Here is a 25,872-nt window from a genome sequence, read left to right on the forward strand (position 1 = left end):
TTATTCTCCAATTACCTTAGGTACTATTAATGCTCCATGTTCTGAAGCTGGGGCATTTTTCATAGCCTCTTCTGATGTTAATGATTCTTTTATAACATCTTCTCTTAATTTAACTCCAGTATCATGAACTTGTACTAAAGGTTCAATATCATCTGTATTTACTTCTGCTAATACATCTATATAGTTTAATATATTATTTAAATCTGCTTGAAATCTTATGATTTCCTCTTCCTTAAATTCCAATCTTGCTAATTTAGCTACATTTAGAACTTCTTCTCTTGTTAAAGCCATGTATTTTCCTCCTTTATTTCTATAGTGATTTTAAGTATTTTATCTCGTGTCCTGTTAGTTTTCTATATTTACCTACTTCTAAATCTGCTAAGTTTATTTTACCAATAGCATCTCTTCTTAAATAAACAACTGGATGTTTTACAGCATCAAACATTCTTCTGATTTGACGATTTTTACCTTCTCTAATAGAAATTATAACTTCACTTCTTCCTTGTACTCTTTTTAATATTTTTGTTTTAGCTGGCAATGTTTGACCATCTTCAAGTAAAATTCCTTTTGCAACTCTTGAAAGATCTTTATCTCTTATTTCACCTTTTAAAATTGCAAAATACTCTTTGTATATTTCACCTTTTGGATGTATAACTCTATTAAATATATCTCCATCATTTGTTAAAATTATAGCTCCTTCTGTATCTGAATCTAATCTACCAATAGGATATAATCTTTCTTTTGTATCTATAAAATCTACAACAGTTTTTCTTCCTCTATCATCTTTTGAAGCACTTAAAACACCTTTTGGTTTATGTAGTAGGTAATAAACTTTATCTTCTGATTTTACTTTTTCAAATATTTTTCCTTTAATAGAAATTTTATCATCATCAGTTACTTTTTGACCAGGTGTAGTGTCTTGTCCATTAACTTTGATATCTCCATTTTCTACTAATTTGTCTATTTCTCTTCTTGATGCATATCCGTTTTGAGCTAGGTACTTATTTATTCTCATTGGTTCCATTTAATTTCTCCTTCATTATTTCATATTGTGGCAACTCATCTACCGTTGATATTCCTAGGTATCCTAAAAACTTATCTGTCACTTCATATAAGTTTGGTTTTCCTATTGATTCCTTTTTTCCACAAACACATACAAATTTTCTTTCTTCTAGTGTTTGAATAACTCTATCCGTTGAAACTCCTCTAACTGCTTCTATTTCACTTTTAGTTACAGGTTGACGATAAGCTATTATTGATAGTGTTTCTAATCCTGCATTCGATAATTTTTTGGGCTTTATATCCTGTTTAAAGTACATGTTTACTATTTCACCGCATCTTGGGTTTGTTATTAAACGTACAACCTCTTGATCTATCTCTAAATTTACTCCAGTATTAAAACGCTCTTTTTTCAATTCTTCTAATAAATCTAAAATCTTTTCCACAGTTATTGAAAAAAACTTGCTTAAATCTCTTATTTTTATTTCATCTCCACCTAATAAAAGTATTGACTCAATATGTTCTTTAATTCCTATTATATCGTTCATTTTCATATTAATCCCCTATAATGAATATTTAATAAATATGAGAATATTTCTTCTAAATCGAGCTTAGAATAAATATCATTAAGATTAACGAAGTAATCTATATTATAGAATATTTTATCACTTTCTACTACAAAATTATTTTTATACAATAATAAAGCCAAGTTTAAATTTGCTGTTATATCTACACCTGTAGGACTTTCTAATAAATAAAATGAATTATTATTTATTTTTTTCAATTCATTTTTTATAATTTTTTCTTGCTCAGCAGTTGATAAAACATCTAAATATTTTATATATTCATTGTTTTTTAGATTTCCAGAAGAATTAATCACTTCTTTTTTTACTACATTTTGAATCTCACTTTTCATTTTTTCTAAACTTTCAAAATCTAAAAAAATTAGATTATATTTTTCTACGTCTAATAGAAATCTATAAAATATAACAGAACTTTCTAACCATTCTCCTTCTTTATTAATTATACTTTTATAAATTTCAAGAATGTCATTTGTTATTAACTTAGAATTTTTAGCTATTAATTCTGTACTTATTTTTTTATTTTTTAATTCTAATATTTTAAAATAATAATAGTAGGAATAAATATTCTGAATATTATCTTCTTTATTAAAATTAAAATTTGGAATTTTTTCTGTTCTATTTAATATAGCATTTAAATGTAGTACTTTCAATTGCCTTATATAGTTTACTCTACTCATGTTCATATTCAAACTATTTTGAGCATAATTACTCGTAGAAATAAGGTAAAAATTTTTTATTTGATTAACTACATTTCTTCTTAAAAATTCATATTTTTTATCAAAACTATCCCAGAATTCAATTTCTTTAGATAATACCTCTTCGAATGTTAAATTCATAAATCTTGGAGACTCTTTTTCTAAAATAATATTTAAAAAATCTCCATCCACTTTGTTTTTTATATTTTTTACTAAATAGATTCTTTCATCCAACTCTTTTTTTAAAGATGTTTCTAAATACTTAACTTTAAAATCTTCAAAATTTTGTTCAGTAGAAACAATTAATTTAGAACTATCATTTTTTAAAATATTTAAATTATCATATTTATAATACCCATCTTTATTTTGTATATTTCCTTCTAAATTTAAAACTGAAAATTTGTAGACCAAATCATAAGGTGCTTTCCAAGTTAACTTATTTAAATTAGTATATATGTATATACTATTTTTTTGTTCATTCGAAAGTACAATATAAACCTCTAATATTTCATTTTCTATATAATACTTTATATGAAAAATATTTTTACCATTTAAAAACTTTGTTTCTGCATAATATTTTTTTGCTCTATACACTTTATAATCTTTAATTAAAAGTATTTGTAAATTTGATAATATATCTTTTTCAATTTTTTTATCTCTTACATTTTTTAAAATATTATTTTGGACATCATAAAAAAGAGCTATCTCACCGTTAGTGATGAGATAGTCTGCTCTCAATAATGAATATAAAAATAGAAATAAAAATAGTTTTTTTTTCATAATTACTCTTTTTAATAATCACTTTCTGGTGAAATTAAAACCCTCTTGTATCTATCAAATTCTTTTAAAAGTTGTTGAATACCATTTACAACAGCATTTAAAGGATCCTCCGCAATAGTTACCTCTAAACTTAAGCTTTCAGATATTCTCTTGTCCACACCTCTTAAAAGAGCTCCGCCACCAGCTAAATAGATTCCTTTTCTTTTTATATCAGATGATAATTCTGGTGGTGTTTTTTCAAGTATTCCTTTTATCTCTTCTATAATGAGTACCATAGCTTCTTCTAATGCTTCCGCTATCTCTGATGAATAAACTTTTACATTCTTTGGTAATCCGCTTAATGCATTTCTTCCACTTATTTCTATAAAAATATCTTCTTCTAAATCTATTACAGCTCCAACAGCTATTTTAATTTCTTCAGCTGTTTTTTCTCCTATAAACAAGTTATGTTTTTGTCTTATATAATCTATGATTAATGAATCAAACTTATCTCCAGCCATTTTTAATGATGATGTCTTTACTATTCCTGCTAAAGATATTACTCCTATCTCAGTAGTTCCACCACCGATATCCACCACCATATTTCCTTCTGGTTCAAATATATTTAATCCAATTCCTATAGCAGCAGCCATTGGTTCTTCAATTAAATATGCTTCTCTTGCACCTGCTTCTCTTGTAACATCCATAACTGCTCTTTTTTCAACTTGAGTTACTCCTGCAGGAACACATATTATTACTCTTGGGCTTGATAATGTTTTTCCTCTATTTACAATTTTATAGAACTCCCTTAACATTTTTTCTGTTATTTCATAATCTGCAATAACTCCATTTTTAAGGGGTCTGATAGCTTCTACTGTGTGAGGAGTTCTTCCAATCATTTGTTTTGCTTTATCACCAACTTCAAAAATTTCTTTTGTTTTAGTATTAATAGCTACAACTGATGGTGCATTCATTATGATACCTTTATTTTTTACACATATTAAAGTGTTTGAAGTTCCTAAATCTATTCCTAAATCATCTGAAAATATTCCCAAAATTTTTCCAAACATTTTTTTCATTATAACTCTCCTTAAATTGATTTATATTTTATCTAAACTTTCTACCGTTATTTCTAAATCGTTTAAAGTTTTTATAAAATGATTTATTGGAAACCCCATAATTGCAAAGAAATCTCCATCTATCTTGTCTACAAAAATAGATCCCAACCCTTGAATGCCATAAGATCCTGCTTTATCCATTGGTTCGCCACTCTCTATATACCACTTTATCTCTTCATCACTAATATTTTTAAAATAAACAATACTTTCAACAGATTTGGTTATATTTATATTTTTCTCTAAATTTATAAGAGTATATGCAGTTATAACTCTATGAGCTTTTCCAGAAAGAGCTTCTAGCATCATTCTTGCATCTTGCCTAGATTTTGGTTTTCCAAATATTACTCCTTCCAACTCGACAACAGTATCAGCACCAACAACGTATTCACTTTTATTTTCTTTTGCAACAGCCATTACTTTTTTCGTTGATATATCTTTTATTTGATCAACAATCAAAAGTTTATCACTTATTTCTTCTATATCTTTAGTCTTTATGTTCAACTGAAATCCCAGTTGCTGTAATATCTCTTTCCTTCTCGGAGATTTCGATGCTAATATCATTTTTAGACTCTTTCCTTTCTTTATCTTCTAAATTATTTTTCTCTTCAGTTTTAACAATTTCAAAATTCTGTTGAGCTTTAGATAGATTTTCTTCTAACCTTTTTTCTTTTTTTTCTACAATTTGTTTCATTTCATCTTTTTCTTTATATATTTTTTGAATATTACAAATTTCATCATATATTTCTTTTTCCAACTTAGCTTGTTTTTGAATTCTAATTTTATCTCTTTTTAATCTTTTACTTTCTTTTGCTTTAGAAATTTTTCTCTTAAAGAAATTTATTATTGATAAAATTGTTGCTGTTATTATTTTTCCACAAACCATGAATAAAGATATAAAAATTATAAAAATTAAAACCCATAAAAATATATCTGTTCTAATCTGTGGAAAAATCTTTAAAAATGTATACAATTCAATATATCCTAAGTTTATATTCAACAATCCAACTTCAATTACAAAGTCTTGAATAGCTTTTAATGACGACTCATTTAATTCTTTTAAGCTTTGTAATAAATAAAGGTACCCTGTGGCTACTCCTAAGATCACCAGAAAAAACAGTCTTATTTTTAAAACAATTTTTTTTTCTGGGTTCTTCATAAACATAGAAAAACCATAAGCTATTAAAAATATCCACAACATTTTTTCATATATTCCTAAATATTGAAATAAATATAAGTAAACATCGTTTATTTGTAAAAAATTAGGATAAAAATATCCTAAAAAAAAGTAAGTCAAAAAAATAGTGTATATAATTTTAAAATTAAATAACATTCTTATCTTTTTCATTTGAACACCTTTTTATTAATTTTTTTTTCATATTATTGTACCATAGAGATATAGAGTTTTCAAGCAATTAAGATTTGAATAAAAAAAAAGTAGACTTATTTAAAGTCTACTGTTGAATTCTATAAAATGGTGCGAGAAGAGGGACTTGAACCCTCACGTCGAAACGCCAGATCCTAAGTCTGGTGCGTCTGCCAATTCCGCCACCCTCGCAGTGGTGCCGCTTATCGGAGTCGAACCAATTACCTACTGATTACAAGTCAGTTGCTCTACCAGGTGAGCTAAAGCGGCTTTTATTCTATTTTTAAATTAATGGCGGGAGTGACGAGGGTCGAACTCGCGACCTCATGCGTGACAGGCATGCGCTCTAACCAACTGAGCTACACCCCCATTAAGTTGTATATGGTGGAAACAACTGGACTTGAACCAGTGACCCCCTGCTTGTAAGGCAGGTGCTCTCCCAACTGAGCTATGCTTCCAATGGTACCCCGTAGGGGAATCGAACCCCTGTCTATAGAGTGAAAATCTATTGTCCTAACCGTTGAACGAACGGGGCAAATAAATGGTGCGTCATACTGGGCTCGAACCAGTGACAACACGATTAAAAGTCGTGTGCTCTACCATCTGAGCTAATAACGCAATTTGTATGGAGCGGGAGACGAGGGTCGAACTCGCGACATTCAGCTTGGAAGGCTGACGCTCTACCAACTGAGCTACTCCCGCATCACTTACAAATATATAGTACCATAACTTCTGTAGTTTGTCAACAAACTTTTTTTATTTTTTAAAAAATTATTTTTTCTTTTGCTATTCCTTCATTGTGAAGTTTATCAACTGGTGTTATTTTATAATAGTATTTTTTATTATTTTCCACTGATTTATCTAAAAATTTTAATCCATATTTTCTTTTCACAGTTGCAAGTAAATACTTTGATTCTACTTTTTCAAAATCTTTATCTAGACTTCTATAGATAGCATAATAATTGGAATAATTACTTGCAGGATCATCCCAAGTTAAAAGAATACCTTCTTTTGTAACCTTTCCAACTAAATTTGTTATCATTTTTGGTGCAACTTTATCTATCCATGGAGTTGTAGGAGGTAAGATTTGATTTTGGTATACCTCTTTTTTTAAATTAGTTTTTATATTTAATATATTTTTTTGTAATTTATCAAATCCAAAGAATACACTTCCATCTATACCCTTCGTTTTTCTATTATATTTTATTTGATTAATCAATTCAAATTCATTTTTCCAAGCTTTTGTTGTATCTAATTTATAAGCTGCATGGCCTATATAAAGATTTACATTACTATCTTTGACTTCATTTTTCCACCAATCAACTAAAATATCATATTGAGCTACTTTCAAATCAAAATCCCAATATATTTGTGGGACAATATAATCAATCCATTCATTTTTTATCCATTTTCTTGTGTTGGCATATAAAGTATCATAATTCTCAGCTCCTGCTCTTGTTGCAGATCCTGTAGGATCTTTATCATTATTTCTCCATACACCAAATGGACTTATTCCAAATTTTACATATGGCTTAGCTTTTTTTATTTTTGTAGATAATTCTTTTACAAAAATATCTGTATTCTTTCTTCTCCAGTCTTCTCTAGTTATTCCTTTTCCATACAAATTATAAGTTTTATTATCTTCAAAAGGAATTATTTTTTTATTATTATCTAGAACTGGATATGGATAAAAATAGTCGTCCATATGAACTGCATCTATATCATAATTTTTAACAACATCCACTATAACATCTTCAGTAAATTCTCTTGCTTTTGGATTTCCTGGATCATAATAAAGTTTTTTATCATATTCTATTACCCAATCTGAATTTTTTTTAGCTATATGCTCACTTGAAAGAACTTCTCCTTTTTTTAAAGTTATTCTATAAGGATTAAACCATGCATGAAATTCTATATTTCTTTTGTGTGCTTCTTCTATAAAAAATTCTAAAGGATCATAACCAGGATCTTTTCCCAACTCTCCTGTTATATATTTCGACCATGGTTCACTTTTAACTTTTTTATAAAATCTATCAGCTGTTGGTCTAACTTGCATAATAACAGCATTCATATTTAAATCTTTAATTTCATCTAATATCTCTATAAATTCATTTTTCTGTTCAGCTATTGTCAATCCCTGTTTAGAAGGCCAATTTATATTGTCTACAGTAGCTATCCATACACCTCTAAATTCTCTATCACTAATTTTTGAACATTCAACTGATAAACTTATCAAAAATAAAAAAATAAAAAAAACTGATTTTTTCATGAAATCTCCTTTAGTAATTTATTTTACCATTGAAAACTTTTCTTTCAATTCATCTCTTAAAGTACAAATAAATTCTATTTTTTTCCCCATTATAAGTGGAACTATAATCTCTCTTTTATCTTTTGTAATTATTCTAACAATAACTTGTAATTTATTTCCTTTTCCTACAACATCTTCTTTTAAAACACAAGTTTCAATATCATCAAAAGCTAAATCTAATCCCTGACCTATTATTTTTTTCTTTTCACAATCTAAAACTATCTTATACATAAATATTTTTTTTAAATGTTTTAATCCTAAAAATAATAATACTCCTGCTATTGCTAAATATGGAATGCTAAATCCTTTTATATATCCTATATATCCTTGAAGTATTCCAATTAATATAAGTGGAAATCCTGTTCCTAACCACATAATTAGTTTTTTACTTTCTAAAGAATATTTTCTAACTGGTTTAAACTCTATCTTTGTTTTTGCTATTTTTTTTATAAAGTCATCAAAAAAAAACATGTTACCTCCTTGTTAAAGAAGAAAAGTAGAGATAAATCTCTACTTTTCTATTTATTTATTTTACTAATTCCATTATACCTTCAGGTTTATAATCTAAGTTGTGAACAGCATTTATATATCTTACCGTCTTACTTTTCCCTCTAATTACTAAAGTTTGAGTTCTAGCTATATTTCCTTTTCTCTTTACACCTTCTAAAAGATCTCCACTTGTTATTCCTGTTGCTGAAAAAATAACTTCATCATCTTTTACAAGATCATCTAACTTTAAAACATCTCCTACTCTAAGTCCCATTTCTTCACATCTAGATTTTTCATAAGCTGAAATTTTGTCATTTTCTAAAGAAACACCCTTAACTTCACTTCTCAATTTTAATCTAGCTTGCATATCTCCACCTAAAGCTTTTATTACAGCTGCTGAAATAACTCCTTCTGGGGCTCCACCAATTCCATATAAAACATCTACTTCTGAATCTACAACTGATGTTAAAATTGATCCTGCAACATCTCCATCTGGAAGTGCATAAACTTTTATATTTAAATCTTGTAAGTCTTTTATAATTTCTTTATGTCTGGGCTTATCCAATATAACAACAGTAAGCTCATTTAAAGGTTTTTTTAAAGCAATACATATATTATTTATGTTTTCCATTAATGGTTTAGACAAGTCAATAACACCTTTTGCTTCTGGTCCAACAATTAATTTTTCCATATACATATCTGGAGCTTTTAAAAAACTTCCTTTATTTCCTACTGCTAAAACTGCTATTGCATTAGCTTGACCTTGAGCAGTCATTCTTGTTCCCTCAACAGGGTCTACAGCAATATCAACTTTCGAATATCTATCTTTATCGATAGTCTCTAAACCAACTTTTTCTCCTATAAATAGCATTGGAGCTTCATCGATCTCTCCCTCTCCTATTACAATTTCCCCTTGAATCTTTATTCCGTTCAGCACAGTTCTCATAGCATCTACTGCTGCTTGATCTGCTGCATTCTTATCTCCTCTTCCAACCCATTTGTAAGCGGCTAAGGCTGCTGCTTCTGTTACTCTAGCAAACTCTAAAGCTAACTCTCTTTTCATTTCTTCCTCCTACTTTGTTTCAATCAATCTATAAATTTTTTCTCCTGGCAAAACCATTTGAAGTTGATTCCTAGCTACTTTCTCTCTGTAAAATGGATTATTTATATCCTTAATCATATTATCATATTTAAGGACTAAGCTTTCAATCTCTTTTTGGTGCTTTAACTTTATCTCTTGTTCTATTTTTAGTTTATCAATCTTTACAAAGGATCTAAAAATATTTTGCCCTAAAAATGCAAAATGTATAGCTAATGGAACTATTAAAAATAAATTTTTCATTAGTTTTTACCGAATTCCTTCTTTAAAAGTTGTAATTTTTTAGAAACCATTCTTTTAGCAACTGGTGATATTTTATCTACAAATAAAATCCCTTCTAAATGATCATATTCGTGTTGGAATGCTCTTCCTAATAAATCTGTTCCTTCTTCTATTACTTCTTCACCTTTTTCATTTAAATATTTTATTTTAACTGTAACTGATCTTTTTACTGCTTTATAAATTCCAGGTACACTTAGACATCCCTCTTCTTCATTTTCAATAATGTCTGATAATTCTATAAGTTCTGGATTTATAATTTTTCTTACAATCCCATCTCCAATATCGATAACAAACATTCTTTTAGCTATACCTACTTGAGGAGCTGCAAGACCCACTCCATTTACATTATGCATAGTTTCTACCATATTATTTAGAACCTCAAGTATCTCTGGGGTAATTTCCTGAACAGGCTCTGCCATAGTTCTTAAAGATTCATTTCCATATATTTTGATTTCATATACCATACTTTTCCTCCACATCTCTTTTTACCTAATATGTATTATATCATATTAGGTTAATAGGGTCTATATCAACAATTACTCTATATTTTTTATTTTCAACTTTTTTTATTTTTTCTTCTAATTCTTTTTTATATAAATTTATATTATTCCTACTTCCTTTTATGAAAATATTATATCTATACCGCCCTTTAACCTTATATACCAAAGATTTCATAGGCCCATACAACTCAACACTATTATTTTCTATTGACTTAAATACAAGATCACAATACTCTTCTAATCCTTTTTCTTCTTCAGATGAAATTCCTATATTTATTATTTTAGAGAAAGGCGGATAAAAAAGTATCTCTCTTTTTTCTATTTCTTTTTTATAAAAATTTATATAACTATTTTCTTGAATTTTTTCAATTATATAGTTCTCTGGCTGATATGTTTGAATTATCACTTTACCTTTTTTTTCTCCTCTTCCAGCTCTTCCAGCTACTTGAGTTATCATTTGGTAAGTTCTCTCTCCTGATCTAAAATCAGGTATACTCATTATTGTATCTGCATTTATAACTCCTACCAATGTTACATTTGGAAAATGTAGACCTCTAGATATCATCTGAGTTCCAACCATAATATCATATTTTCCATCTAAAAAATCATTATACATATTTTCGTAGAAATTCTTCTCTTTAGAAACTTCTCCATCTACCCTTATTATATTTACTGGAAACCTTTTTCTTAACTCTTCCTCTATTCTTTCTACTCCGCGTCCGCTAAAAGAAAGTTTTTTACTTCCACATTTTGAACATTTCCCAACAAACCTTTTAGATACTCCACAATAATTACATTTTAAACTACTATTACTAGCATAGTAATTCATCTTTATTGAACAATGTTCACACTCTTCCATATATCCACAGTCTTGACATTGAATTAAAGTAGAATAACCCTTTCTATTTAAAAGTAAAATTATTTGCTCTTTTTTTAATAATGTTGCTCTTATTTCATTTAAAAGAACTTCACTAAAGAAAGTATCTTCTTCTTCTTTCATATCTATAATTTCAATTTTAGGTAATTGTGCATCATTATATCTTCCATCAATTTCAAACAATTTAAATATCCCTTTTTTTCCATAATAGTAACTTTCTATTGCCGGAGTAGCTGATCCTAAAACAACCTTTGCATTCTCTAGTTCAGCTTTTTTTATTGCTACATATTTAGCATTATATCTTGGAGTAGAGTCTTGTTTATAACTATTTTCATGTTCTTCATCTACTATTATATACTCCAAGTTTTTTACTGGAGCAAAAATAGCTGACCTAACTCCTAAAACTATTTTTTTATCTCCTACATAAATACTATACCATTCTTTTGCCCTATCAACATTTGATAATCTGCTATGTAGAATTGCTACTCCCTCTCCAAACTCAATTTTAAATCTTTTCACCATTTGAGGAGTTAAAGATATTTCAGGAACCAAAAATATAGAACCATTACCTCTTTCTAAAGCTCTTTTTATTAATTGAATATATATCTCTGTTTTTCCTGAACCAGTTACCCCTCTAATTAAAAAATGTTTCTTGTTTGAATTTTCAATTCCATCTTTTATTTTCTGTTGCTCTGGATTTAATTCTGTATCCTCTTGTATTTTTTCTATCTCACTCTCTCTTTTTAATTTATTTTCATCAAATGTTTTTATTTTTCTTTCAAATATTAAAGTTTCTTCTTTTAAATTTTTCTCTATTATTTTTTTATCAAATTTTTTATTCAATGTTGCTTTTCCAACTTCTCCTCTATTCTGAAAATACTGAATTAATTCTAATTCATCTTTGCATACATCACTTGTTAAAGTGTACCATTCATCTGTTTTTTTTAAGTATCCTTTTTCTTCAAACTCTTTTAATTTATCTTTTGAAAATCTATCAACCAATGCTTTTTTTCTTGTTTTCAATTTTTGAAAAAAATATTCTAATAATTCATCTCGAATTAAAACATCTTCTATATTCTTAACTCTATAAACATCTTCATATTTAATTTTTATTCCAGCTGGAACAGCTGTTGAGAAAACTTGTTCAAAAGGACTCATATAATAGTCTTTTATCCAAATTAAAAGCTTTATAAAACTTTTTGAAAAACTTAACTCTTCGTGCATTTTTCTCTTTATTTTTAAAACTTTGAAAGAATATTCTTTCAAAGTTTCTTCTTCTACAATCAAGCCAACTTTATCTCTATTTCTAAAAGATATTAATACCCTGTCTCCAATACCTATATTTTTATCATCACTCGCATAAGTATAGAAATCGTTTGTCTTTTCTATGTAGACACTAAAATATCTCATTACTTTCTCCTAATTTAATTTAATTTTTATTTTTTTTACATTTAATAGCTCTTTGTGGGCTTCTAAACTCTGTGTCAACACTACTCCTGTTCCAGTTATTTCCAATTCTATACTACTACCTTTAAATATTTCAATTACCTCTCGAGCACTTAATCCTTTTAAATCTGGCATTAAAAATAACTCTTCATTATTTTCAATACTTCTCAACGTTTTTTTGCTAGTTATTTTTATATTTTCTACTTTTTGTGAATGTATATTTTTTACTTTAGTAACTCTTTTTACAACTTCTCCCAAAACAGGTGCTGCTGCTGTTCCTCCAAACTTATCATATAAAACATCTCCTTGTGGCTTGAAAAACATTGCTAAAAGTATATATTGAGGTTTATCTACAGGAAAAAAACCCATAACTGATGAAAGATATTCATGCTTTACATATCTTCCGTTTTCACTATATTGAGCGGTTCCTGTTTTTCCACCAATTCTATAATCATCTACATGTGCTTTTTTTACTGTACCTTCTAATACTGCTAATTCTAACATACTTCTCATCTCTTTAGAAACTACCTCATCTAAAATTTTCTGTTTTGCTGTAGGTAAATTTCTTCTGATTATCATCCCATCTTTATCTGTTATATGATCTACTATATAAGGTTTGTAGAGTATCCCCCCATTTATTACAGAGGAAAATGCTGTAATCATTTGTACTGGAGTAACTGCAATACCTTGACCAAATGACATTGTACTTTTTTTTAATCCATTCCAACTTTTAACTGCTTCTCTTCTTGTCTTTTTTTCATAAGGATAATCTACTCCTGTTCTATCATACATTCCATATTTTTCTAGATATTTATCAAATTCTTCATTTGTAAATTTATCACCTATCAAAACCATTCCTACATTACTTGATTTTTTTAAAACTTCCTCTGTTGTTATAATTCCTTTCATACTTCTGCTACTCTCTCTAATTGTATGTTTATATTTTGTTATTGTTCCGTCGCCTATATCAAAGTTTGTATATCTTTTGATTTTTTTTTCTTGTAGTGCTGCTGCAATTATTAACGGTTTAAATATTGAGCCTGGCTCAAGTTGTGATTGAAATACTGGGTTAGCTACATTTTTCTTATTTTTTCTAAAAAATGAAGTAGCCAAAATTTTTCCAGTATTTGGATCCATCATAATTGCATGAGCTTCTTCTGAATTTGTTTTCTTGAATTGCTTTTCCATTTCATCATTTAGTATATACTGTAGATCATTGTCTATTGTTAAATGAATATCCATTCCATCTAAATTAACCTTTGATCCAGCTCCTGCTGTTGGCAATCCAATTCCTAAGCTTCTTATACTTGGTACTATCTTCGAAGATTTATCCCCTTTCAAATATTTTTCATAAAAAAGTTCAATTCCAAATATTCCTTCTTTTTCACTTGTTTTTTTAAACCCAATATTTCCTACTAAAAAGAAGTACTGATCTGGTTTATAATAACGTCTTTCTTTTCTTCCATTTAAAAATATAATATTTTTTCCTTTTATTTTATAATTTTCTAAAATATCTTCAATCTCTTTTTTTTCTACATCATCTATATTTCGATTTAGTCTTTTGTAAATTCTTTCATCTTTACCTAATTTATTTATAGCGTTTAATAATGGTTTATAATTTTCTTTTACATATTTTTTATTTACAAGTTCTTTTAAAACTTTAGGAGCTTCTTCTGACTTTATAAACCTTTTAGGATCTACAGATAATTCGTACATATTTATGCTATAAGCTAATCCCTTTCCTTTTGAATCATAAATATTACCTCTTTGTCCACCTTCTTTTCTTTCAATATTAACCTGTTTATTAATTGCTTCTTTATAATTTTCAGAATCAAAAAGTTGTATTTGAATCATTCTAAACATCAATATAAAAAAACAAAATAAAATAACATCTGATACTATAAATGATCTTAAAATAAAATTATTTTTCATTTTTATTTTTTTCCATTTAAAAAATATATACAAATTAAAAATTAACATTAAAACAACCGCTACACTTAACAGGAACTTTTTATAATATAAAGAAAGCCCTATAGTAAGTATTTGTAATAAAAGTAAAAGTATCTTTAGTTTCTTATTCATTCGTCCATCCTCTTTTTTATTTTTCTTTTAAATATTATATCAAATATTAGCAAAATAAGGTATAATAAGAATAAAATTCCACAAAAGGAGTAATTGTATGAATGTTTTATTTCTATTACTTTTTATAACCACTTCAGCTTTTGGGCTTAATATCGGAGTAATTGATTCGGAATATATTTTTAATCAATATAATAAACGTTATGACATGGAAGAAATTCTTGAAAACAAAAGACTAAAATTAAATTCAGAAATCGAAGGATTAAGACAAAGTTTATTAAAACAAGAAAAAATTATTAAAAGTAAATCTAAAATTACTGAATCAGATAAAAAGAAATTACTTAATCTAAAAAAACAATTTCAAGACAAAATCGAAATTTCTGAAAGACATTTTCAAGAAGATCAACAAAATTTTATTTATGATATCAAATTTGAAATTGATTCTGTTGCTATTCTAATTGGAAAACAGAAAAATTTAGAAATGGTTATCGAAAAAAGTGCTACAATTTTTGGAGGAGTAGATTTAACTGATGATGTTATTAATTTTTTAAATAACAGAGACTCTTATAAACTAGATACAACTAATCTTCTAAAAAAACAGTTATAAAAAATGGGGGCTATTTAAAAATATAAACCCTTTTTTTATTTGAAATAAAAAAAAAGCACCTAAGTGCTTAAAATTTCTATATGGTGGAAACAACTGGACTTGAACCAGTGACCCCCTGCTTGTAAGGCAGGTGCTCTCCCAACTGAGCTATGCTTCCAAAATGGTACCCCGTAGGGGAATCGAACCCCTGTCTATAGAGTGAAAATCTATTGTCCTAACCGTTGAACGAACGGGGCAATTTCCGCTAATGCGTTATTGCTACTTAATAATAGTACCATATTTTTTATAATTTGTCCATATCTTTTATTTGTTTTTAACAGTTTCCCATTCTTCTTCCTTGAAACCTACGAAAACTTTTTCAATTCCAATAAGCAAAGGCCTTTTTATCAACATCCCATTCGATGATAAAATTTCTAAAAGCTCATTTTCACTACTTTTAGTTATTTTTTCCTTTAGGTTCATCTCTCTATAAAGTAATCCACTACTGTTAAATAGTTTCTTTATAGGCAACCCACTTAAATCTAACCATTTTTTTAATTCTTCTTTATTTGGATTATTTTCTACAATATGCCTTGATTCAAATTGAATTTTATTTTCATCTAACCATTTTTTTGCTTTTATACATGTTGAGCACTTTGGATAATTCAAAAATAAATACTTCAAAGTATCATCTCCTTTTTTAATCCATTCTTATTTATTTAAATATTTTTTTAATTCTTCTACTTTATTTATTCTTTCCCAAGGTAAATCTAAATCAGTTCTTCCAATGTGTCCGAAAGCTGCTAAATCTTGATAACTAAAGTTTCCACTTCTTAACTCTAAATCTCTTTCAATTCCTCTTGGTGTTAAATCAAATATATTTTGTACTGCTTCAGCTAATTTTATTTCTTCAAATTTTCCCGTTCCAAAAGTTTCTACTTTTACTGAAGTTGGTTTTGCTACACCTATAGCATAAGATAATTGAACTTCACATTTATCAGCTAAATCTGCTGCTACAATATTTTTAGCTACCCATCTTGCTGCATATGCTGCTGATCTATCAACTTTCGAAGGATCTTTTCCTGAAAATGCTCCTCCTCCATGTCTGAAAAATCCTCCATAAGTATCTACAATTATCTTTCTTCCTGTCAATCCTGTATCTCCATGAGGTCCTCCAATTACAAATCTTCCTGTTGGATTAATATGGTAATGTTTAACTTCATCTGAGTTTAGATTATAAGCTTCTAAAACTGGTTTTATCACTAACTCTTTTACATCATTGTGTATCTGCTCTTGTGTTACTTCTGGATTATGTTGAACTGAAACTACAACTGTATCTACTCCTACTACTTTTCCATTTTCATCATAAGCTAATGTAACTTGTGATTTTGCATCTGGTCTAGCCCAAACCAATTCTTTTGATCTTGTTAATTTTGTTAATCTCACAATTATCTCTCTTGACAATACTAAAGCTAAAGGCATCAATTCTGGAGTTTCTTTTACTGCTCCTCCAAACATTATTCCTTGATCTCCTGCCCCTCCAACATCTACACCCATAGATATATCTGGTGATTGTGAATGAATAGCATTTAAAACTCCACAGTCAGAGTCAAATCCCATTCCTTGTCTGTAACCAATTTCATCTATTTTATTTCTAACAATTTCTTGAATATCTATATAAGTTGTTGTTGTTATTTCTCCACCAACAATTACCTGTCCTGTTGTACAGAAAACTTCACATGCTACTCTTGCTGCAGGATCATTTTTTATACATGCATCCAATACTGCATCTGATATTTGATCTGCTATTTTATCTGGATGTCCTGGTGATACACACTCTGAAGTAAAGTAAGTTAAATTTTTCATTTTATTCCTCCTAAATATTTATCAAAAGAGATAAAAAAAGCCTTTTATCTTTCCAGAAAGATAAAAGGCTTAGGGCTCTTTATAGGTCATCTTTCTGGAATTAGCACCACACCTCTAAGGTAGGTTGCTGAGACGTCATAGGGCCAGTCCCTCAGTCTCTCTTGATGAATTTATTTTTATATTTGTGATTATACTCTTTTTTTATCAAAAAGTCAATCCATTTTATTTTTTTTCTTCAATAAGTGTTAAGTTAACCATTTTATTAAATATAGTTGCAATATAATTAAGCTGAGAAAGTCTATTGTTTTTAATAGTTATATCTTTATCCATTACCATAACAGACTCAAAGTATCTATTTATAACTTCTTCAGTTGATAGAATAGTATTTAGATAACCTATGTAATTTTTAGAAGATAACATTTCTTCTGCTACTCTTGCTACTTCTTCAGACTTTTCAAATAATTCTTTTTCAACATCTTCTATTAATAAATCTGAATTAACGATTACTCCATCAAATTCTTTAGAGATATTTCCAACTCTTTTCATTAATGAAACTAAATTGTTAAAGCTATCCATCTTTGTAAACTCATCCACAGACTTTATTCTTAATAAAGTATCTACTAGGTTATCTGAACTTTTATCTACCACTGCTGATACAACATCCTTCGAATATCCCATCTCTGTAAATACATTTAAAGCTCTTTGTTTAAAGAATTCTAAAACTTCATTTAAAACTCCAGCTTTTTCTCTCTTTAGTACTCCTGAATTTTGAAGAGTATCTAGAGCTCTTTCAACTAAAGTTTTTAAAGAGATTTTTAAATTTGAATCCAATATAATATTCACAATTCCTAAAGCAGATCTTCTTAAAGCAAATGGATCTTTAGATCCACTCGGAATAATTCCAACACCAAAACATCCACACAAAGTATCTAATCTGTCTGATATTCCTGCTATTATCCCCTCTATTCCTTTTGGCAATAAATCTCCTTGGTATCTAGGATAGTAATGCTCTTCTATTCCTTTTGATACTAACTCTGATTCTCCTGATTTAAGTGCATAATCAGCTCCCATAAATCCTTGCAATTTTGTAAATTCTTTTTCACCGATCATATTAGATACTAAATCTGCCTTTGCTAAAAGTAAAGTTCTCTCAATACTTTCTCTTCTACTTTCCATTCCTGTAGATTGTATTAAGTAATCTGCTATTTTTTGTGCTCTTTCTATCTTATTGTAAATTGTTCCTAAATCTTTTTGAAAAACAACTTGCTTTAATTTTTCAACACTTTCAATTAATGGCTTCTTTAAATCTTCGTGATAGAAGAATCTTGCATCAGCAAGTCTAGCTGATAATACTTTTTCATTTCCTTTTCTTACATTATCAGAACCTTCTATTCCATTTCTAACAACTACAAACTTAGGTAATAGTTTTCCATCTAAATCTAAAATAGGAAAATATCTTTGGTGAACTTGCATTGATATTATTAATACATCTTGAGGAACTTCTAAGAAATCTGAGTTAAATGTTCCAACTATTGGGAATGGATATTCCACTAAATTCGAAACTTCTTTTAACAACTCTTCATCTATTAAAACTTGCTCATTTGTTTCTTCACAATTTTCTTTGATTAGTTTTCTAATTAATTCTTTTCTTTCTTCAATATTGATTATTACATTGTTTTCTTTTATTTTTTCAAAATATTCATCTATTGTTGAAATTTCAAAATTACTTCCAAAGAATCTATGTCCTCTTGATGATCTTCCACTTTTAATTCCTTCAATTTCAAAATTTATTACATCTTCGTTTACTAATGCCAAGAACCATTGAATAGGTCTTGCAAACTTCAACTTTTTCTCTCCCCATTTCATTGATCTTGGGAAATTGATTTCAAGTACTAGCTCTTTCAATAGTTCTGAAAGTAATTTTTTTGTAAAATCACCTTTCATAAATTTTTTAACTGCTATATACTCACCTTTTGGAGTTTCTATTATCTCTAAATCAGTGGCTTCTACCCCTTGAGACTTTGCAAAACCTAATCCTGCTCTTGAAATCTCTCCATTTTCACCAAATGCAACCTGTTTTGCAGGTCCCATATTTAATATATCTAAATCTGCTTGAGTTTCTGATAATCCTTCAACTAAAACAACAAGTCTTCTCGGTGTTCCAAAAGTTTTTATCTTTTCAAACTTTATTCTTCTATCTTTTAATTTACCTTCTAAGTTCTCTTTCATCTCTTTCAGAGTTTGAACAAGGAATCTTGCAGGTAACTCTTCCATTCCTATTTCAAAAAGTAATCTCACTTTGTATTCCTCCTCTTTTTTCCTTTTACTTCTTTTTTAGTAAAGGGTATCCAAGTTCTTTTCTATTTTGCACAAATACTTCTGCACATCTTTTTGCTAGGTTTCTAACTCTTAAAATATAAGCCATTCTTTCTGTTGTAGATATCGCTCCTCTTGAGTCTAGAACATTAAATACGTGAGAACATTTTAAAACATAGTCATATGCTGGCATTACTAAGTTTTCATTTAGTGCTCTATCTGCTTCTTTTTCATAATCGTCAAACCATCTAAAGTGACTTTCTAGGTCTGCTATTTCAAATGAATATTTTGAATTTTCATATTCATATTGGTATCTCATATCTCCATATTTAATTCCTGGAGCCCATTCTAAATCATAAACACTTTCTTTGTTTTGGATATACAATGCTAGTCTTTCTAATCCATATGTTATCTCTACTGGAATAATCTCTAATTCTAAACCTCCAACTTGTTGGAAATATGTAAATTGAGTTACTTCCATTCCATTTAACCATACTTCCCACCCTAATCCCCAAGCTCCTAGAGTTGGTGATTCCCAGTCATCTTCAACAAAACGAATATCATGCTTCAATGGATCTATCCCTAAAACCTTTAGTGATTCTAAGTATAACTCCTGAATGTTATCTGGTGATGGTTTCATTATAACTTGAAACTGATGATGTTGATAAACTCTATTTGGATTTTCTCCATATCTTCCATCTTTTGGTCTTCTTGATGGCTCTACATACGCTATATTCCAAGGCTCTGGTCCTAAAGACATTAAAAATGTATTTGGATTAAATGTTCCAGCTCCTGTCTCTATATCATATGGATTTCCAATGATACACCCTTTTGAACTCCAATACTGTTGAAGAGCAAATATCATCTCTTGAAATGTCATTTTACTTCCTCCTAATTTTTCTTTTTCCTTTTATTTTCTAATAAGCTATCAATTATTATTAAAATAACGCCTATATTTATCCAAACATCAGCTAGATTAAATACAAATACCCATATTCCTCTAAAATCGACCATATCAATAACAAAACCTCTAAATATTCTATCGATTATGTTTCCAATAGCTCCTCCTAGAATAAATGAATATCCTAATTTTTCATAAACTGAAAACTTTTTATTATTTTTATAAAAATAATAGCTCAGTCCTAATATTACTGTAACTGTTAAAATAGATATTATATCCAATTTACCTTGAAACATTCCAAAAGCTATTCCTCTATTTTTAACATATGTTAGATGGAAAAATTCCCCTATTAAGGGGAATGTGTCTCCTTCTATCAACCAAGTGTCTATTTCATACTTTGAGATTTGATCTAAAATAACCAATATAGCTATTATTCCTATGTATAACACAGCTCACCTCTTTTAGAAATTAATCAATCAATGCTGATGTACATCTTGGACAAATTGTTGGATGTTCTGCATTAGTTCCTAACTTTGTAGAATACTTCCAACATCTTTCACATTTTTCTCCGTCTGCATGTTCAACTTTAACAAATAGATTTTCTTGCTCCTCTCCTTTTACAAATGAATCATTTTTTTCATTAGTAACTAGTAATTGAGAAACAATTAATACTTCTTCTAAAACTTCTTTATTATCTTTTAAGAATTTCTCTAAAGTTTCATCTGTAGAATTCAATGTCACTTTTGCATCTAAAGAATTTCCAATTATCTTATTTTCACCTTGTCTTGCCATCTCTAAAGTTTTATTTATATCTTTTCTTAATTTAGAGATTTCTTCCCACTTCATATCTAATTCATCATTTAAATACTGATCATTATTTGTATACCAATCAGTTAATAAAACTGATTCAGAATCTTTTAAAGACTCTGGTAAAGTTTCCCAAATCTCTTCAGCTGTGAATGATAGAATTGGTGCTACCATTTTAGTTAATGTTACTAAGACTTCTGACATTACTGTTTGAGCTGCTCTTCTTTCTTTTGAATCAGCTTTTTCAGTATATAATCTATCTTTGATTATATCTAGATAAAATGCTGACATTTCAATTCCTGAGAAGTAATGTATCTCTTGGAACAGATTATAGAACTCATATTTCTCATATGATTGTGTTACTGCTCTTTTTAATCTCTCTAATTTATTTAATGCCCATTTATCAATTTCCATTAAGTCCTCATACGCTACTGCATCTGTTGCTGGATTGAAATCCGCAGAGTTACCTAATATATATCTAGCTGTATTTCTTACTCTTCTGTAAGCTTCTGCCATTTGCTTTAAAATATTATCAGAAATTTTTACATCTTCACTATAATCAACTGAAGCACACCATAATCTTAAAATATCTGCTCCATAAACTTTTATTACATCCTGAGGTGCAACAACGTTTCCTACAGATTTTGACATTTTTTTACCTTCTCCATCATTTACGAATCCATGAGTTAAAAGCATTTTAAACGGTGCATCTCCTGTTGAACCAATAGATGTTAATAGCGATGTTTGGAACCATCCTCTATGCTGATCAGATCCTTCTAAATAAAGATCTGCTGGTCTATGAAGATTTTCTCTAGTTTCTAATACTGACCTATGAGAAACTCCCGAATCAAACCAAACGTCCATTATATTTGTTTCTTTTCTTAATTCTAAGCCTTTTAAGTTATATTTTACTAATAGTTCTTCACCTATTAATTCTTCAGCTGAATACTTTACCCAAGCTGATGATCCTTCGGTTTTAACTATTTCAATTACTTTATCTAAAATTTCTTTTTCAAAAATCTCTTTTCCAGTTGCTTCATTATAGAATATAGGAATTGGAACTCCCCATGTTCTTTGTCTTGAGATACACCAATCAGGTCTTGACTCTAACATTGAACCTATTCTATTTTTTCCCCAATCTGGAACAAATTTAACATCATCTAAAGCATTTAAAGCTTTCTCTCTTAAATCAGAACCTTCACATCTTATAAACCACTGCTCTGTAGCTCTAAAAATTACTGGAGTTTTTGATCTCCAATCATGTGGATAAGAATGTTCAAACTCTTTATAACTTAATAGGTGCCCTGTTTCTGTTAAATAAGCAGATATTACTTTGTTTGCTTTTTTATAGAATAACCCAGCAAATTGTCCAGCCTCTTCTGTTAAAACTCCTTTGTTGTTAATTGGAGATATTATAGGTAATCCATATCTAACTCCTACAACATAGTCATCTTGTCCATGCCCAGGAGCTGTATGAACTACTCCTGTTCCAGCTTCTGCTGTTACATGAGTTCCTAAAACAACTTTTCCAGTTCTATCTAAAAACGGATGTTTATAAGTTAAATTCTCTAAATCTGCTCCTAAAAATTCTTTTACTAACTCTACTTCTTCTATTCCCATATCAACAAAAGCTTTATCTGCTAAAACTTTCGCTAAAATCAGATTTCCTTTTTCTGTTTTATATATCCCATATTCAAACTCACCATTTAAAGCTATTCCAGTATTCGCTGGTAAAGTCCATGGAGTTGTTGTCCAAATAACTAAGTGTAAAGACTCAGTCATTCCTAACTTTTCCATGATTTCTTTGTTAGCTTCCATTTTTACATAGATCGATGGTGAAATATGATTTTTATATTCAATTTCAGCTTCTGCTAATGCTGTTTCAGTTACTGGTGACCAGTAAATTGGCTTTAATCCTTTAAAGATATATCCGTTTTCGTAAAGCTCTCCAAATACTTCTAGTTGCTTTGCTTCATACTCTGGGTTTAGAGTTAAGTAAGGTTTGTCCCACTCTCCTAAAATTCCTAATCTTTGGAATCCTTCTTTTTGAATTTCTACCCATTTTTTAGCATATTCTGCACACTTTTCTCTTATTTCAAGAGCTGACATTTCTTTCATTTTTGACCCTAACTCTTCACTTACTTTTAATTCAATTGGCAAACCATGAGTATCCCATCCTGGAACGTAAGGTACTGTATAACCTGTTAATCTTTTATACTTTAAAATAATATCTTTTAATATTTTATTTAAAGCGTGACCTATATGAATTCCACCGTTAGCATACGGGGGGCCATCATGAAGGATAAATGATTCTCCCCCTTTTTCTAACCCCTTTTCATAAATCTTCTGTTCATCCCATTTTTTTAAAATATTTGGTTCCTTCGTCGGTAAGTTTGCTCTCATCTGAAAACTTGTTTTCGGAAGGTTTAGCGTTTTAGCATAATCTCTTTCTTCCATTAGACTTCCTCCTTATATACATTTAATGTTATTTTTACTTCTGTACTATTCCCCTCTTCTGAGAAGTGTTTAATTACTCCACGATGATCCTTTATAATTTTTCGTACAAAGAATAGTCCAAGTCCTAATCTTTGAGTAGAATAACTTATAAAAGGTTCATAGATATTCTCTAATTGATTTGGAGATACTCCCTCTCCATTATCTATGATTTTCAACTCTATCTTTTCATTAATTCTTCTTTTAGATAGAATAATATCAATTCTTCTATTATTTTTTTTATTTAAAAGAGTATTATATGAGTTATCTATAATCTCCTTTATTACTTTTTTAAGTTGATCTCTACTTCCTAAAACAGTTCCATTTGTAGTGCTAAAGAAAGATATCGAAATATTTGCATTTTTAAATTTTTGACTATAGCTAGTTATAACTTCACTTATGATTTTATCTAAACAAACACCTTCATATTTAGTTTCTTTTTCTTCTGAATAGAATTTTAAAGATTCATTATCCTCTTTAATTCTTTCTAAATATGGTTTTATTTTTGTTAGTTCCTCTATTATTTTTTGCCCTGGATTTTCTGAATTAATACACTTTAAAAGTTGATTAACAACATCTCCTCGTAGACTTAAGAATCTTGTTGCTAATTTTTCTATTGTATTTACTCGTTCATTTTCTATATTATCTATTGCAATTTCTTTATTATTTATTCCTATTGAAAAGTTCATTGAAAGTAAATTTAAAAGTTCCAACTCTTCTTGATTTATTCGAGTATCTTTTGTATAGTTGTCCACAACTATTACTCCAGAATATTTTCCTGCGCCGTGAATTGGGAATATAAAGAAATTTTTTAATCCCACAGCTTTTAGAACATCATTTCCAAAATCATATTTATAACCCATATCATTTTTATATATTATTTTTTTCTCTTTAAAAGATTTTGCTAATAAATTATCATTATTTATAGGTATTTTGGTAAACAATATTAATTCTTTTAAATTTTTTAGCTGAAACTTAAATCCTTTTTTACTATCTTCTTTTAAACTTGAATTTATAGAAATATCTTGGCCTATTAAATAGTCATTTTCTCTACTATATCTAAAATACATCGCCCTGCTATAACCAAGTCCAACTTCTGAAGTAAATCCAGAAACTAGTTTTTCTATAGTTTTGAAGGTGTCTTGTTCAATATTAATGCCCATCAACAATTTATCAATTGCTTCTATTTTTTCGATATTTGTAACTAATTCTTTATTTTGAATTGTTAAATCTTCTTGTGCAACATTTAGTTTCTCAATCATCTCTTTAAAAGAAACTGATAATGTTTTTATCTCTCCTTGACCTACAACCTTTATGTCTTCAACTTTTTGACCATTCGAAATTTTATCTGCTAAATCAGCTATTTGTGTTAAAGGCATCAATAGTTTTTTCAAAACCTTACTGGATACTGTTGAACTTATAACCATTATCAAAAGAACTAAAATCCCAATATATAAAGCTGTCATTAGTTTCTCTTGGGTTATTCTTTCTTTAGAAAGTGATATCACAAAACTTCCTAAATAAATATCATTATAACCTATTAAATTGTAAATTCCTACATAATATGATAACCCATTTATTTTTTTATTCAAATAATAATTTTTATAATCTTTTTTTAATATATCTCTATATATTTTATAAGAAAAGAAATATTTAGCTTGAAGCTCATTTTTATCAGAAGTATTCGTCACAAAGTATATTTTATCCTTTGAACTTAATTCTAATCCCTCTGTTAAAGAAGTTAAAAAATCTTTGTTTATTGGTATTGAAACAACTAAATAGTACGTTGTCATTTCATTTCCATAAGGAATTACAATTCTTGCATAAATTTTGTCACGTACTTTTGCCAAGTAGTATCCATTCGTTTCAAATTCTTTTTTTGCGGATGTTTCTAACAAAATATGAATATTATCTTCTGTCAAAGTTCCTAGATTATCTTTGTTTCCATACTCACCTAAAAGCTCTCCCTTTGAAGAAATTATAGTAATAACTGAGTTATAGTAACTTCTAAAATCTTCTTTTAAAAGATTATATTTTATAATTTCTGCAACCTGTTGATTTCCTTCATTTATTCTGTATTTACCTATCTCTTTATAAACATCATTTCTAATATCACCAAAATAAGATTTATAATTACTCATAAGTAAATCCATTTTATTTTTTGTTGTATCTTCTATCCTTCTTTCCATATCTTGGAAAGAGGTCAAAGCTACAACTATTGCAATTAAAATTGAAGTTAAAAATATTGCGATATCATTATAAAAGATTATTTTTATTAACAATGAATTGTTTTTTATCTTCATCT

22 protein-coding genes, 9 tRNA genes and 1 riboswitch are annotated in these 25,872 nt (G+C 28.4%); of the genes, 1 reads left to right on the forward strand and 30 read right to left on the reverse strand.

Annotation, left to right across the window (positions count from 1 at the left end; translation table 11 throughout):
- From gatC to ACRCZX_RS04690, 21 genes are all read right to left on the reverse strand, one after another.
- Complete coding sequence (gatC, locus tag ACRCZX_RS04590) at positions 1 to 291, reverse strand: Asp-tRNA(Asn)/Glu-tRNA(Gln) amidotransferase subunit GatC (protein ID WP_438581759.1); 291 nt, start codon at positions 289 to 291, stop codon at positions 1 to 3.
- Positions 292 to 310: 19 nt separating this feature from the next.
- Positions 311 to 1,015 carry a pseudouridine synthase gene (locus tag ACRCZX_RS04595; RefSeq protein ID WP_438581863.1) on the reverse strand — a complete coding sequence of 235 codons (705 nt, stop codon included), beginning with the start codon at positions 1,013 to 1,015 and terminating at the stop codon, positions 311 to 313.
- On the reverse strand, positions 1,002 to 1,535 hold the full coding sequence (gene scpB / locus ACRCZX_RS04600; RefSeq protein WP_438581864.1) for an SMC-Scp complex subunit ScpB: 534 nt from the start codon (positions 1,533 to 1,535) through the stop codon (positions 1,002 to 1,004). The genes ACRCZX_RS04595 and scpB overlap by 14 nt, the downstream gene beginning before the upstream one ends.
- Positions 1,536 to 1,549: 14 nt before the next feature.
- Positions 1,550 to 3,058 (reverse strand): hypothetical protein, encoded by a 1,509-nt coding sequence (locus ACRCZX_RS04605; RefSeq protein ID WP_438581760.1) that lies wholly within the window; start codon positions 3,056 to 3,058, stop codon positions 1,550 to 1,552.
- Between the two features lie 11 nt (positions 3,059 to 3,069).
- Positions 3,070 to 4,116, reverse strand: a complete 1,047-nt coding sequence (locus ACRCZX_RS04610) for a rod shape-determining protein (RefSeq protein ID WP_438581761.1) — start codon at positions 4,114 to 4,116, stop codon at positions 3,070 to 3,072.
- Between the two features lie 21 nt (positions 4,117 to 4,137).
- Entirely contained in the window at positions 4,138 to 4,716 is a 579-nt protein-coding gene (locus tag ACRCZX_RS04615) for a Maf family protein (protein ID WP_438581762.1), read from the reverse strand.
- Complete coding sequence (locus ACRCZX_RS04620; protein ID WP_438581763.1) at positions 4,640 to 5,500, reverse strand: hypothetical protein; 861 nt, start codon at positions 5,498 to 5,500, stop codon at positions 4,640 to 4,642. The genes ACRCZX_RS04615 and ACRCZX_RS04620 overlap by 77 nt, the downstream gene beginning before the upstream one ends.
- A gap of 127 nt (positions 5,501 to 5,627) precedes the next feature.
- Positions 5,628 to 5,710: transfer RNA gene (locus tag ACRCZX_RS04625), tRNA-Leu, on the reverse strand.
- A gap of 2 nt (positions 5,711 to 5,712) precedes the next feature.
- Positions 5,713 to 5,788, reverse strand: a tRNA-Thr gene (locus ACRCZX_RS04630).
- 22 nt (positions 5,789 to 5,810) lie between these two features.
- Positions 5,811 to 5,887, reverse strand: a tRNA-Asp gene (locus ACRCZX_RS04635).
- A gap of 13 nt (positions 5,888 to 5,900) precedes the next feature.
- A tRNA-Val gene (locus tag ACRCZX_RS04640) sits at positions 5,901 to 5,976 on the reverse strand.
- A gap of 2 nt (positions 5,977 to 5,978) precedes the next feature.
- Positions 5,979 to 6,053 (reverse strand) — tRNA-Glu (locus ACRCZX_RS04645).
- Positions 6,054 to 6,060: 7 nt separating this feature from the next.
- Positions 6,061 to 6,136 (reverse strand) — tRNA-Lys (locus tag ACRCZX_RS04650).
- A gap of 8 nt (positions 6,137 to 6,144) precedes the next feature.
- Positions 6,145 to 6,220, reverse strand: a tRNA-Gly gene (locus ACRCZX_RS04655).
- A 61-nt stretch (positions 6,221 to 6,281) separates the two neighbouring features.
- Entirely contained in the window at positions 6,282 to 7,787 is a 1,506-nt protein-coding gene (locus ACRCZX_RS04660; protein ID WP_438581764.1) for a glycoside hydrolase family 10 protein, read from the reverse strand.
- A gap of 18 nt (positions 7,788 to 7,805) precedes the next feature.
- Positions 7,806 to 8,297 carry a hypothetical protein gene (locus ACRCZX_RS04665; protein ID WP_438581765.1) on the reverse strand — a complete coding sequence of 164 codons (492 nt, stop codon included), beginning with the start codon at positions 8,295 to 8,297 and terminating at the stop codon, positions 7,806 to 7,808.
- 55 nt (positions 8,298 to 8,352) lie between these two features.
- A complete protein-coding gene (gene glpX / locus ACRCZX_RS04670; RefSeq protein WP_438581766.1) occupies positions 8,353 to 9,378 on the reverse strand; it encodes a class II fructose-bisphosphatase in 1,026 nt (341 codons plus the stop codon).
- 9 nt (positions 9,379 to 9,387) lie between these two features.
- The gene (locus ACRCZX_RS04675) at positions 9,388 to 9,657 is read right to left on the reverse strand and encodes a septum formation initiator family protein (protein WP_438581767.1); all 270 of its coding nucleotides are present in this window, start codon (positions 9,655 to 9,657) and stop codon (positions 9,388 to 9,390) included.
- Positions 9,657 to 10,160, reverse strand: coding sequence for a peptide deformylase (gene def / locus ACRCZX_RS04680; RefSeq protein WP_438581768.1), 504 nt, complete (start codon positions 10,158 to 10,160; stop codon positions 9,657 to 9,659). Before def ends, ACRCZX_RS04675 begins: the two co-directional genes overlap by 1 nt.
- A 40-nt stretch (positions 10,161 to 10,200) precedes the next feature.
- Complete coding sequence (priA, locus tag ACRCZX_RS04685) at positions 10,201 to 12,483, reverse strand: replication restart helicase PriA (RefSeq protein ID WP_438581769.1); 2,283 nt, start codon at positions 12,481 to 12,483, stop codon at positions 10,201 to 10,203.
- Between the two features lie 9 nt (positions 12,484 to 12,492).
- Positions 12,493 to 14,451 carry a penicillin-binding protein gene (locus ACRCZX_RS04690; protein WP_438581770.1) on the reverse strand — a complete coding sequence of 653 codons (1,959 nt, stop codon included), beginning with the start codon at positions 14,449 to 14,451 and terminating at the stop codon, positions 12,493 to 12,495.
- A 247-nt stretch (positions 14,452 to 14,698) separates the two neighbouring features.
- On the opposite strand from ACRCZX_RS04690, the gene ACRCZX_RS04695 reads away from it, so the two are divergent.
- On the forward strand, positions 14,699 to 15,205 hold the full coding sequence (locus tag ACRCZX_RS04695) for an OmpH family outer membrane protein (protein WP_438581771.1): 507 nt from the start codon (positions 14,699 to 14,701) through the stop codon (positions 15,203 to 15,205).
- Between the two features lie 81 nt (positions 15,206 to 15,286).
- Here ACRCZX_RS04695 and ACRCZX_RS04700 read toward each other — a convergent pair.
- The 9 genes from ACRCZX_RS04700 to ACRCZX_RS04740 form a co-directional block, all read right to left on the reverse strand.
- A tRNA-Val gene (locus ACRCZX_RS04700) sits at positions 15,287 to 15,362 on the reverse strand.
- 4 nt (positions 15,363 to 15,366) lie between these two features.
- A tRNA-Glu gene (locus ACRCZX_RS04705) sits at positions 15,367 to 15,441 on the reverse strand.
- Between the two features lie 67 nt (positions 15,442 to 15,508).
- Positions 15,509 to 15,868: an arsenate reductase family protein gene (locus ACRCZX_RS04710; protein ID WP_438581772.1), complete on the reverse strand. Its 360-nt coding sequence runs from the start codon at positions 15,866 to 15,868 to the stop codon at positions 15,509 to 15,511.
- 27 nt (positions 15,869 to 15,895) lie between these two features.
- On the reverse strand, positions 15,896 to 17,050 hold the full coding sequence (gene metK, locus ACRCZX_RS04715; RefSeq protein WP_438581773.1) for a methionine adenosyltransferase: 1,155 nt from the start codon (positions 17,048 to 17,050) through the stop codon (positions 15,896 to 15,898).
- An 83-nt stretch (positions 17,051 to 17,133) separates the two neighbouring features.
- Positions 17,134 to 17,221, reverse strand: a riboswitch (SAM riboswitch).
- A gap of 51 nt (positions 17,222 to 17,272) precedes the next feature.
- Positions 17,273 to 19,348, reverse strand: a complete 2,076-nt coding sequence (gene glyS, locus ACRCZX_RS04720; protein ID WP_438581774.1) for a glycine--tRNA ligase subunit beta — start codon at positions 19,346 to 19,348, stop codon at positions 17,273 to 17,275.
- A gap of 25 nt (positions 19,349 to 19,373) precedes the next feature.
- Complete coding sequence (gene glyQ, locus ACRCZX_RS04725; RefSeq protein WP_438581775.1) at positions 19,374 to 20,246, reverse strand: glycine--tRNA ligase subunit alpha; 873 nt, start codon at positions 20,244 to 20,246, stop codon at positions 19,374 to 19,376.
- 11 nt (positions 20,247 to 20,257) lie between these two features.
- Positions 20,258 to 20,716, reverse strand: coding sequence for a signal peptidase II (gene lspA / locus ACRCZX_RS04730; protein ID WP_438581776.1), 459 nt, complete (start codon positions 20,714 to 20,716; stop codon positions 20,258 to 20,260).
- A 19-nt stretch (positions 20,717 to 20,735) separates the two neighbouring features.
- Positions 20,736 to 23,531 carry an isoleucine--tRNA ligase gene (ileS, locus tag ACRCZX_RS04735; RefSeq protein ID WP_438581777.1) on the reverse strand — a complete coding sequence of 932 codons (2,796 nt, stop codon included), beginning with the start codon at positions 23,529 to 23,531 and terminating at the stop codon, positions 20,736 to 20,738.
- Entirely contained in the window at positions 23,531 to 25,870 is a 2,340-nt protein-coding gene (locus ACRCZX_RS04740) for an ATP-binding protein (RefSeq protein ID WP_438581778.1), read from the reverse strand. Before ACRCZX_RS04740 ends, ileS begins: the two co-directional genes overlap by 1 nt.
- Positions 25,871 to 25,872 lie beyond the last annotated feature (2 nt).

The organism is Cetobacterium sp., from assembly GCF_051658645.1.
Classification (GTDB): domain Bacteria; phylum Fusobacteriota; class Fusobacteriia; order Fusobacteriales; family Fusobacteriaceae; genus Cetobacterium_A.

Bases quoted from the DNA above. Each gene is read 5' to 3' on its own strand.
- ACRCZX_RS04595 (WP_438581863.1), bottom strand. From the start codon at position 1,015: ATGAGAATAAATAAGTACCTAGCTCAAAACGGATATGCATCAAGAAGA.
- def (WP_438581768.1), bottom strand. From the start codon at position 10,160: ATGGTATATGAAATCAAAATATATGGAAATGAATCTTTAAGAACTATG.
- glyQ (WP_438581775.1), bottom strand. From the start codon at position 20,246: ATGACATTTCAAGAGATGATATTTGCTCTTCAACAGTATTGGAGTTCA.
- ACRCZX_RS04660 (WP_438581764.1), bottom strand. From the start codon at position 7,787: ATGAAAAAATCAGTTTTTTTTATTTTTTTATTTTTGATAAGTTTATCA.
- metK (WP_438581773.1), bottom strand. From the start codon at position 17,050: ATGAAAAATTTAACTTACTTTACTTCAGAGTGTGTATCACCAGGACAT.
- gatC (WP_438581759.1), bottom strand. From the start codon at position 291: ATGGCTTTAACAAGAGAAGAAGTTCTAAATGTAGCTAAATTAGCAAGA.
- ACRCZX_RS04740 (WP_438581778.1), bottom strand. From the start codon at position 25,870: ATGAAGATAAAAAACAATTCATTGTTAATAAAAATAATCTTTTATAAT.
- ACRCZX_RS04620 (WP_438581763.1), bottom strand. From the start codon at position 5,500: ATGAAAAAGATAAGAATGTTATTTAATTTTAAAATTATATACACTATT.
- priA (WP_438581769.1), bottom strand. From the start codon at position 12,483: ATGAGATATTTTAGTGTCTACATAGAAAAGACAAACGATTTCTATACT.
- ACRCZX_RS04665 (WP_438581765.1), bottom strand. From the start codon at position 8,297: ATGTTTTTTTTTGATGACTTTATAAAAAAAATAGCAAAAACAAAGATA.
- ACRCZX_RS04690 (WP_438581770.1), bottom strand. From the start codon at position 14,451: ATGAAAAATAATTTTATTTTAAGATCATTTATAGTATCAGATGTTATT.
- ACRCZX_RS04610 (WP_438581761.1), bottom strand. From the start codon at position 4,116: ATGAAAAAAATGTTTGGAAAAATTTTGGGAATATTTTCAGATGATTTA.
- ACRCZX_RS04605 (WP_438581760.1), bottom strand. From the start codon at position 3,058: ATGAAAAAAAAACTATTTTTATTTCTATTTTTATATTCATTATTGAGA.
- glpX (WP_438581766.1), bottom strand. From the start codon at position 9,378: ATGAAAAGAGAGTTAGCTTTAGAGTTTGCTAGAGTAACAGAAGCAGCA.
- ileS (WP_438581777.1), bottom strand. From the start codon at position 23,531: ATGGAAGAAAGAGATTATGCTAAAACGCTAAACCTTCCGAAAACAAGT.
- ACRCZX_RS04615 (WP_438581762.1), bottom strand. From the start codon at position 4,716: ATGATATTAGCATCGAAATCTCCGAGAAGGAAAGAGATATTACAGCAA.
- ACRCZX_RS04675 (WP_438581767.1), bottom strand. From the start codon at position 9,657: ATGAAAAATTTATTTTTAATAGTTCCATTAGCTATACATTTTGCATTT.
- ACRCZX_RS04695 (WP_438581771.1), top strand. From the start codon at position 14,699: ATGAATGTTTTATTTCTATTACTTTTTATAACCACTTCAGCTTTTGGG.